The sequence below is a fragment of the Paraburkholderia caffeinitolerans genome (assembly GCF_902859945.1).
GTDB lineage: Bacteria > Pseudomonadota > Gammaproteobacteria > Burkholderiales > Burkholderiaceae > Paraburkholderia > Paraburkholderia caffeinitolerans.
Genome location: NZ_CADIKL010000002.1, coordinates 305,232 through 313,620, shown reverse-complemented (window position 1 = coordinate 313,620; position 8,389 = coordinate 305,232). Strand labels below are relative to the sequence as shown.

General features: G+C 63.2%; 6 protein-coding genes. 5 read left to right on the top strand and 1 reads right to left on the bottom strand.

All coding sequences use genetic code 11. The features are described 5' to 3' along the window. From HV773_RS03030 to HV773_RS03010, 5 genes are all read left to right on the top strand, one after another. Positions 1–1,000: electron transfer flavoprotein-ubiquinone oxidoreductase (locus HV773_RS03030; RefSeq protein WP_175194196.1), on the top strand; the 1,000-nt coding region annotated here is incomplete at its 5' end. A gap of 77 nt (positions 1,001–1,077) precedes the next feature. Continuing rightward, positions 1,078–2,241: an iron-containing alcohol dehydrogenase gene (locus HV773_RS03025; protein WP_129563539.1), complete on the top strand. Its 1,164-nt coding sequence runs from the start codon at positions 1,078–1,080 to the stop codon at positions 2,239–2,241. 136 nt (positions 2,242–2,377) lie between these two features. Further along, entirely contained in the window at positions 2,378–3,352 is a 975-nt protein-coding gene (locus HV773_RS03020; RefSeq protein ID WP_129563538.1) for a DUF1254 domain-containing protein, read from the top strand. Between the two features lie 55 nt (positions 3,353–3,407). Beyond that, positions 3,408–4,238, top strand: coding sequence for an enoyl-CoA hydratase/isomerase family protein (locus HV773_RS03015; RefSeq protein WP_227875486.1), 831 nt, complete (start codon positions 3,408–3,410; stop codon positions 4,236–4,238). A 347-nt stretch (positions 4,239–4,585) separates the two neighbouring features. After that, a complete protein-coding gene (locus tag HV773_RS03010; protein WP_129563537.1) occupies positions 4,586–6,292 on the top strand; it encodes an AMP-binding protein in 1,707 nt (568 codons plus the stop codon). Between the two features lie 113 nt (positions 6,293–6,405). Here HV773_RS03010 and HV773_RS03005 read toward each other — a convergent pair whose 3' ends face one another. Continuing rightward, complete coding sequence (locus HV773_RS03005; RefSeq protein ID WP_129563536.1) at positions 6,406–8,208, bottom strand: acyl-CoA dehydrogenase; 1,803 nt, start codon at positions 8,206–8,208, stop codon at positions 6,406–6,408. Positions 8,209–8,389: the final 181 nt, after the last annotated feature.

Below are 8,389 nucleotides of genomic sequence, written 5' to 3'. Positions count from 1 at the left end.
CAAGGAATTGTGGGAGATCGATCCGGCCAGGCACAAGCCGGGTCTGGTGATCCACACGGCGGGCTGGCCGCTGGAAAAGGACACCTACGGCGGCTCGTTCCTGTACCACACCGACAATAACCAGGTGATGGTGGGCTTCGTCGTCGGTCTTGCGTACCAGAACCCGTATCTCTCGCCGTTCGAGGAATTCCAGCGCTACAAGACGCATCCGGCGATCCGCAAGTATCTGGAAGGCGGCAAGCGCGTTTCGTACGGCGCGCGCGCGATGACGGCGGGCGGTCTGATGTCACTGCCGAAGCTCGTGTTCCCGGGCGGCGCACTGGTGGGCGACGACGCGGGCTTCCTGAACGCGGCGCGCATCAAGGGCAGCCACGCGGCAATCAAGACCGGCATGCTCGCGGCGGAAGCCGCGTTCGACGCGGTGCAGGCAGGCCGCCAGAGCGATGAACTCGCGGCGTACCCGGAAGCGTTCAAGCAGTCGTGGCTCTACACGGAACTGTACAAGTCGCGCAACTTCAAGCAGTGGATGAGCAAGGGCCTGTACCTGGGCACGCTGATGGTGGGCGTCGAGCAGAAGCTGATGGGCGGCAATGTGCCGTGGACGCTCCATCACCAGCACCGCGATCACGAGATGCTCAAGCCGGCGTCGCTGTGCAAGCCGATCGAGTATCCGAAGCCCGATGGCAAGCTTACGTTCGATCGTCTTTCTTCGGTGTTCATTTCCAATACGAACCACGAAGAGAACCAGCCCGCGCATTTGACGTTGAAGGATGCAACGGTGCCGGTCGGCATCAATCTGCAAATGTACGCAGGCCCCGAATCGCGTTTCTGTCCTGCGGGCGTTTATGAGTTCGTGAAGGACGAGCAGGACGAAGACCGCCTGCAGATCAACGCGCAGAACTGCGTACACTGCAAGACCTGCGATATCAAGGATCCGACGCAGAACATCGTGTGGGTCACCCCCGAAGGCGGTGGCGGGCCCAATTATCCGAACATGTAAGCGGCCCGGGGTCGCCGTAGCGACCCCACTGTCAATCGGGCGAATCCGCCCGCCTCACCTTCCAGCATTACCGCGCAATGCAGCCATTCAGCTTTCGTACTGTTCCTTCGATCGTGGTCGAATCTGGCGCGGCGCGCCGCCTCGGTGCACTCCTTGTGGAGTCGTTCCCAGGCAAGACGCGCATTTGTGTCGTAACCGATGGCTTTTTGCACCGCAGTGGTTTGCTCGACCCTGCGTTTTCGAGCTTGCGTGAGCACGGCTGGGATTTGACCGTGATAGACGACGTCGTAGCCGATCCCCCCGAGCATGTCGTGCAGGAGGCGACAGCGAAAGCACGTGACGCGGAAGTGGAAGTCGTGCTGGGACTCGGTGGCGGCTCGTCGATGGACGTCGCCAAGCTCATCTCGATCCTCGCATCGGGCGCACAGACTTTGCAGGCGATCTACGGCGTTGGCAACGTCGCCGGCACGAGGCTGCCGCTCGTGCAAATGCCCACCACGGCGGGCACGGGCTCGGAAGTAACCGCCGTATCGATCGTCACCACCGGTGCGGCGAGCAAAGTGGGGGTGGTTGCGCCACAGTTGATCGCCGACCTTGCGATTCTGGATGCGGAACTCACAGTGGGCTTGCCGCGGCACGTGACGGCGGCAACCGGCATCGACGCGATGGTGCACGCCATCGAGGCCTTTACGTCGGCGCGGTTGAAAAATCCGCTTTCGGACCTGCTGGCGACCCAGGCGCTGACCCTGCTCTCGCGGCATCTGTTGCCCGCGTGCGACCAGGGCGCGGACCTTAGCGCGCGCGAAGCGATGTTGCTGGGCGCGATGTACGCGGGGCAAGCGTTCGCGAACGCGCCGGTGGCAGCGGTCCATGCGCTCGCCTACCCGATAGGCGGCGTTTTTCACGTGCCGCATGGACTGTCGAACTCGCTCGTGCTGCCTCACGTCATGCGGTTCAACGCACCCGTTGTTTCGCATCTGTATGCGCAACTCGCGGACATCATGGTGCCCGACCTCGCGCGTCATGCAACGGACGATGTGAAGACGCAAGCCTTGATCGCACACATTGAACATTTGATTGAGGCTACGGCCATTCCCCGTCGACTACGCGAAGTGGGCATCGAGCTTGACGACCTGCCGAGACTCGCAAGCGACGCGATGCTGCAAACCCGGTTGCTCGCCAACAACCCGAAGCCACTGGAAGAGCGCGACGCATTGGCGATCTATCGCGCGGCGTACTGAAGGGGGCTGCCAGGGCCGCTGGGTGTGTCGAGACGGGGAAAACCCGCCCCCTATCAACGAGGGGGGCGGACCTGGCCGGATACCGCCTAAAGTGTCGATAGTTGATGCATCTGCAAGCTATTGATAAGGATGGCGAATGACAGGCGATACGGTCAAACTTCAGCATCAGCAGGTGACGGCGGACAACTATACTCGCGCGGAAACAGATCAGTGCTTTGGTGCGGTAGCGGCGCGAGGCGCCTTGGGGCGTTTTGCCCACCGGCGTGCAATGGTCGCGATGAACGAGCAGTTCGTTGTGCGTCCCAACCGCGACACGCTCTATTCGACGGCGATTTTCGACCTTCAGGCGGGACCCGTCACGGTGATCTTGCCGGATGCGGGGAGGCACTACCTGTCGATGCAGGTGATCGATCAGGATCACTATACGCAGGCCACGATATACGCACCGGGGCCTCATAGCTTTTGTCTCGAGCAGACCGGTTCGCGTTACCTTCTCGTCGCGGTACGCATCCTGGCCAACCCGGACGATCCCGCCGACATGAAGCGCGCTCACGCGCTGCAGGACGCGATCGAGGTGCAGCAGCGCAATAGCGGCAGTTTCGATGCGCCGAATTGGGATCTCGCCGGCTTGAAAAGCATTCGCAACGCGTTACTCGTGCTGGGTACGACGGTGCACGACACGCACCGGATGTTCGGCGGGCGCGATAGGGTGGATCCCGTGCGGCACCTGATCGGAACGGCAATGGCGTGGGGCGGCATTCCCGAGCAGGAAACGCTTTATCTGCCCGTCACGCCGCCTCGCAACGACGGTGTCACGGTCCACCGGATGACGGTGGGCGAGGTGCCCGTCGACGGCTTCTGGTCGGTCAGCGTCTACAACGAGAAGGGCTATTTCGAGCCGAACAGCTTGCAGGCGTATTCCGTGAATAACCTCACGGCAAAGCGGAGCGCGGACGGCACCGTGACCATCCAGTTCGGCGGTTGCGACACCGCAACGCCGAACTGCCTGCCCATCATGCCGGGCTGGAATTATCTGGTGCGCCTCTATCGACCGCGCCCCGAGGTGCTGGCCGGCGACTGGCGATTTCCACTGGCGTTGCCGGTAAGCTGAATCGGCCCAACGCGCGCTTCGATGAGCACCGGGAGATAGACCGATCGGAGAGACTGTGTCTGAAGACAGCATGGTGTATCTGCGCAAAAGCCGAATCGTCTTGAGGGATGGCATTGCCGAGTTTTCACATCAAAGCCCGGAATCACGCAACGCGCTGGGCGCGGCATTGCGCGCGGATTATCGTGACATGCTGGACTGGCTGGACAACCGGCGCGATGTCCGCGCGCTCATCCTGACCGGTAGTGGCGGCAGCTTCTGCTCGGGTGCGGATCTAAAGGAAACGCTCGGCGACGGCGTGGGAAATGCGCCGGAGGATAGCGAGCCTGCCGATGTTGCCGAGTTCATCCTGAATGTTCACGCATGGCTGCAACGGCTGCGTGAACTGGAGTTACCGGTCATCGCCGCGGTGGATGGGCCAGCGGCCGGGGCTGGCTTCTCGCTCGCATTGGCCGCCGATTTCGTGCTTGCGTCGCAGCGCGCGGTGTTCTGCCTGTCTTTCGCGCGGATTGGACTGATCCCGGACCTGGCGGCGCTACACCAGTTGCCCAGGATCGTGGGGCTTTCCGCCGCGAAGGACATGGTGATGACCGCACGCAAGGTCGGCGCCGTAGAAGCCAGGGCGCTGGGCATCGTCCACGAAATTCACGAAGCGGAAGCACTCAACGAGCGTGCATGGCATTTCGCAGCGCGCTTCAGGCAAGCGCCGCGAGAAGCAACGGCTATCGCGAAGCGGCTTCTGAATGGAAGCTTCGAAACATCGTACCGGGACTTCGTTGGCCTGGAGGCTTCGGGGCAAGCCCGGGCAGCTGCCGCCCTTTATTCCAGCGAGGCCGTAGCGGCTTTCACGTCCGGCAAGCCGCTACGGTTCGACTGGGATCGCGGCTGAAGATGCGCGCTTGACCCGCGGCGTAGAATCGGAGGGCGTGCCCATGTCGAGAGTCGCCGATATCGGTTGATGTCCTTCAATCGCGGCAGCGTATTCCCCGCTTATGTCGCCGCCGACGCCAGGCGTGGAAGTCACCCCTATAAAAGAGTGGGCGTATTGATCCCTGCTTCTGCGTATCGTTCGTCATGAAGCATAGCGATGATGCGTTTCGCCACGCCGGCTCCGGGCATGGGACCATCGGCGGGCGTTTCATCCCGAATGCGGATTGGGCAATAAGAAATGGGCAATAAGAAGCGGGCGGATTGCCGCTGTGCGGCAACGCCGGCAACGAATGAGTGGAGACATTGATGAGCGGTACGAATTCCGGAACCCTGGTTCATCGCTTCCTGCACTGGGAGAGCACACAGCCGGACGCGGTCTATCTCACCGAGCCGACGCCGGACGGCCGGGTCGTGGACTATACGTGGAAAGAGGTAGGCGATGCCGCCCGGCGGACAGCGGCGTGGTTGAGCTCGCTAAATCTGCCGCCACGGAGTGCGATTTCCATTGTCGGCAAGAACAGCGCGCACTGGCTTGTGGCGGATCTGGCGATCTGGATGTCTGGACACGTCTCCGTGCCGGTCTATCCGACGATCAGCGCGAATACGGCGCGGTATATCTTCGAGCACTGCGATGTGCGTCTTGTATTCGTCGGCAAGCTCGACGGCAAAACCGATGGCTGGAATGAGATTCACAAGGTTATCCCCGATCAGGCGCGGCTCGTTGCACTGCCGATGTCTCCGGCAACGCCGCAGGCAGTGCAGTGGGACGCCATTGTCTCGGAGCACGAACCCCTTCACGACGTCCATCTGCCCGACGCAGACGACCTGGCCACCATCATCTACACCTCGGGCAGCACCGGCGAACCCAAGGGCGTGATGCACAGCTTCGGCACGATCTTCGCCTACGCGGAGCAAGCGGGCATCTTCTGCGACTTCACGCCCGCCGATCGTGTGCTGTCCTATCTTCCGCTGGCTCATACCGCGGAGCGCTCGTTCGTCGAATCGAATTCGCTTTGTCATGGCTTTCGGGTGTTCTTCAACGACAGCCTCGCCACATTCATCCAGGACCTGCATCGGGCGCGGCCCACGGTGTTCATCTCCATGCCCCGGCTATGGACGAAGTTCTATCAGGGCGCGTGCTCGAAGTTGTCCGCTAGCCAGCTTGCGCTGCTGCATGAAGCCACCCCGGAAGCCGAGGCGCTCAAGAAGCAGATCCTCACGATGCTCGGGCTCGACGCGACACGGATCGCCTTTACAGGGTCCGCACCGCTGCCCGAGGAAATCACGAACTGGTATCGCGCGCTCGGTCTGGAACTGCTCGATGTGTACGGCATGACGGAGAACTTCTCGTATTCGCACTACAGCCGGCCGGGACTCGTGCGGCCCGGCTATTCGGGGCAGGCGATGCCCGGCGTGGCGTGCAGGATCGCGGAAAATGGCGAGATCCTGCTCAAGGCGCCCACGATGATGCTGGGCTATTACCGGCAACCCGAACTGAGCGCGCAGAGCATGTCCGAGGATGGCTTCTTCAAGACCGGAGACCGCGGCGAGCTCGACGAAATCGGTCGCCTGAAGATCACGGGGCGTGTCAAGGAGATGTTCAAGACCAGCAAGGGGAAATACGTCGTGCCGGTCCCCATCGAAAACAAGCTGAGTCACCCTCAAGTGGAGGCGGTGTGCGTGACGGGGCCGGGTTTCGCTCAACCGTTTGCGCTTCTGATGCTGTCGGCCGCGGCGCAGAGCGGGTTGCGCGACGGCGCGGCGCGAGAGGCGTTGCGCGCGCAATTGCAGGAGATGGTCGAGAGCGTCAACGCGACGCTCGAAGATCACGAAAAACTGGACTTTGTCGTGGTCGTCGATGACGTATGGACTACTGATAATGGATTCCTTACCCCTACGATGAAGATCAAGCGTGCCGCCATCGAAGATCATTATCTTCCGGCGGCCAGCGCGTGGGCGGAGCAAGGGCAGCCGGTCATTTTCGACGCAGGTAGTCGGGCGACCGTGATCTGATTCGCGGTGCGCCGCGGGCCGTCACTCGACGGCAGGGTGCACCGTTTCGCGGCGCCCGCCCACGCGGCGAGCGGGCGCCCGTCACACAGGGGCGCCACGCTCGCCGGTGCTGCTCAGAATTGCTCGCCGCTGAGCGCGAGCATGCCTTCGCCGCTGCGCGCGCTGACGATGGCGATTTCGAGCGCGGTGGCTTGCGGGAGGATATGCGTCGCGTAGTGATGCGCGGTCGCCATTTTCGCGCCATAGAACACCGGATTGCTGGCTTCACGCCCCGATGCGGCGATGAGCGCGCGCGCCATTTGCCAGCCGCACAGCACGATCCCAGAGAGCTTCAGATAAGCAACGGCGCCGCCGAATACCGCGTTGGTGTCGGCCTTGACGTTGGCTAGCATGAAATCGACGGCGCGAGCCATCGACATGCGCCCCGCATCCAGTTGATGGCACATCGCCGCGAACGCCGGATTGGACCCGAACGCGCGGTGCGCGTGCAGCTCAGCGAGGGTGGCATCGATGCGCGCCATGATGTGCCGCACGAGCTTGCCGCCATCGCGCACGGTCTTGCGGCCGACCAGATCGTTGGCCTGGATCGCCGTGGTGCCTTCGTAGATCGGCAGTATCCGGGCGTCGCGATAGTACTGCGCCGCGCCGGTTTCCTCGATGAAGCCCGTGCCGCCGTGCACCTGCACGCCGAGGCTCGCGACTTCGACGGCGAGTTCGGTGCTCCAGCCCTTCACGATCGGCACGAGATAGTCGTAAATGGCGCGATGGCTGGCACGCTCGGCCGCGTCGGGGTGAGCGTGTGCGAGATCGCTGTGCGATGCGGCCACATAGGCCAGGGCGCGCGCGCCTTGCGTGAGGGCGCGCATGGTCGAGAGCATGCGCTTTACGTCGGGATGCTGGACGATGGGGACGGGCCCGTCCGACGAGCCGTCCACGGGGCGGCTCTGCACGCGCTCCTTCGCGTACGCGACGGCCTTCTGGTACGCGCGCTCGGCAAGGCCGATACCCTGCAGCCCGACGGCGAAGCGCGCGGCGTTCATCATCACGAACATGTACTCGAGGCCGCGATTCTCCTCGCCGATCAGATGGCCGGTCGCGCCGCCGTGCTCGCCGAACTGGAGCACCGCGGTCGGGCTCGCCTTGAGGCCCAGCTTGTGTTCGAGCGACACGCAATGCACGTCGTTGCGCGCGCCCAGGCTGCCGTCCTCGTCGACGAGGAATTTCGGCACGATGAAAAGCGAGATGCCCTTGACACCCGGCGGCGCGTCGGGCGTGCGTGCGAGCACGAGATGCACGATGTTCTCCGCCATGTCGTGCTCGCCCCACGTGATGAAGATCTTCGTGCCGAAGAGGCGGTAGGTGCCGTCTTGCTGGGGGACGGCGCGTGCGCGCAGCATCGCGAGATCGGAGCCGGCCTGAGGCTCGGTCAAGTTCATGGTGCCGGTCCACTGGCCCGAGATCAGCTTCGGCAGGTATCGCTGCTTTTGTGCCCGTGTGCCTGCGAGCAGGAGCGCTTCTATCGCACCGTCGGTGAGCGACGGACAGGTCGCGAACGACAGGTTGGCGGCCGTGAGCATTTCGAGGCACGGCGAGGCAAGCAGCTTGGGCAGACCCTGGCCGCCGTATTCGGCGGGATGCATCAACCCTTGCCATCCGCCTTCGACGAACTGCGCAAAGGCTTCCTTGAATCCCGGCGATGCGGTGACTTTTCCGTTCTCGCAGGTGGCGGGATTGCGGTCGCCCGGGAGATTCAGCGGCGCAAGCACCTCGCTGCAGAATCTGGCGCCTTCATCGAGGACGGCTTGCACCGTCGCGCGCGTGGCATCCGTGAAGCCCGGAAGGGTCGAAACGGTATCGAGTCCGGCGAGTTCGGTCATCACGAACGTCATGTCCGTGGTGGGCGGGGTGTAGCTCATGGTGTTCCCTGAATGGTAAGGCCGCCCTGGGCGAAGACATGGCTCAGAGGGGGGCGGCGGCAAGCTGGTCCAGCTTGCATGGTCGCGCAGCGTTGTCGCACTGCCTCCCCTCAAAAGGAGGGGGGAGCGCCGCGTCCGCCTTGCATACAGTGGATGGAGGGCGGCGTTGGGCGCCGGCCCG

Coding starts and splice junctions, on each gene's coding strand:
- HV773_RS03025 (WP_129563539.1), top strand. CDS start 1,078: ATGCAGCCATTCAGCTTTCGTACTGTTCCTTCGATCGTGGTCGAATCT.
- HV773_RS03020 (WP_129563538.1), top strand. CDS start 2,378: ATGACAGGCGATACGGTCAAACTTCAGCATCAGCAGGTGACGGCGGAC.
- HV773_RS03010 (WP_129563537.1), top strand. CDS start 4,586: ATGAGCGGTACGAATTCCGGAACCCTGGTTCATCGCTTCCTGCACTGG.
- HV773_RS03005 (WP_129563536.1), bottom strand. CDS start 8,208: ATGAGCTACACCCCGCCCACCACGGACATGACGTTCGTGATGACCGAA.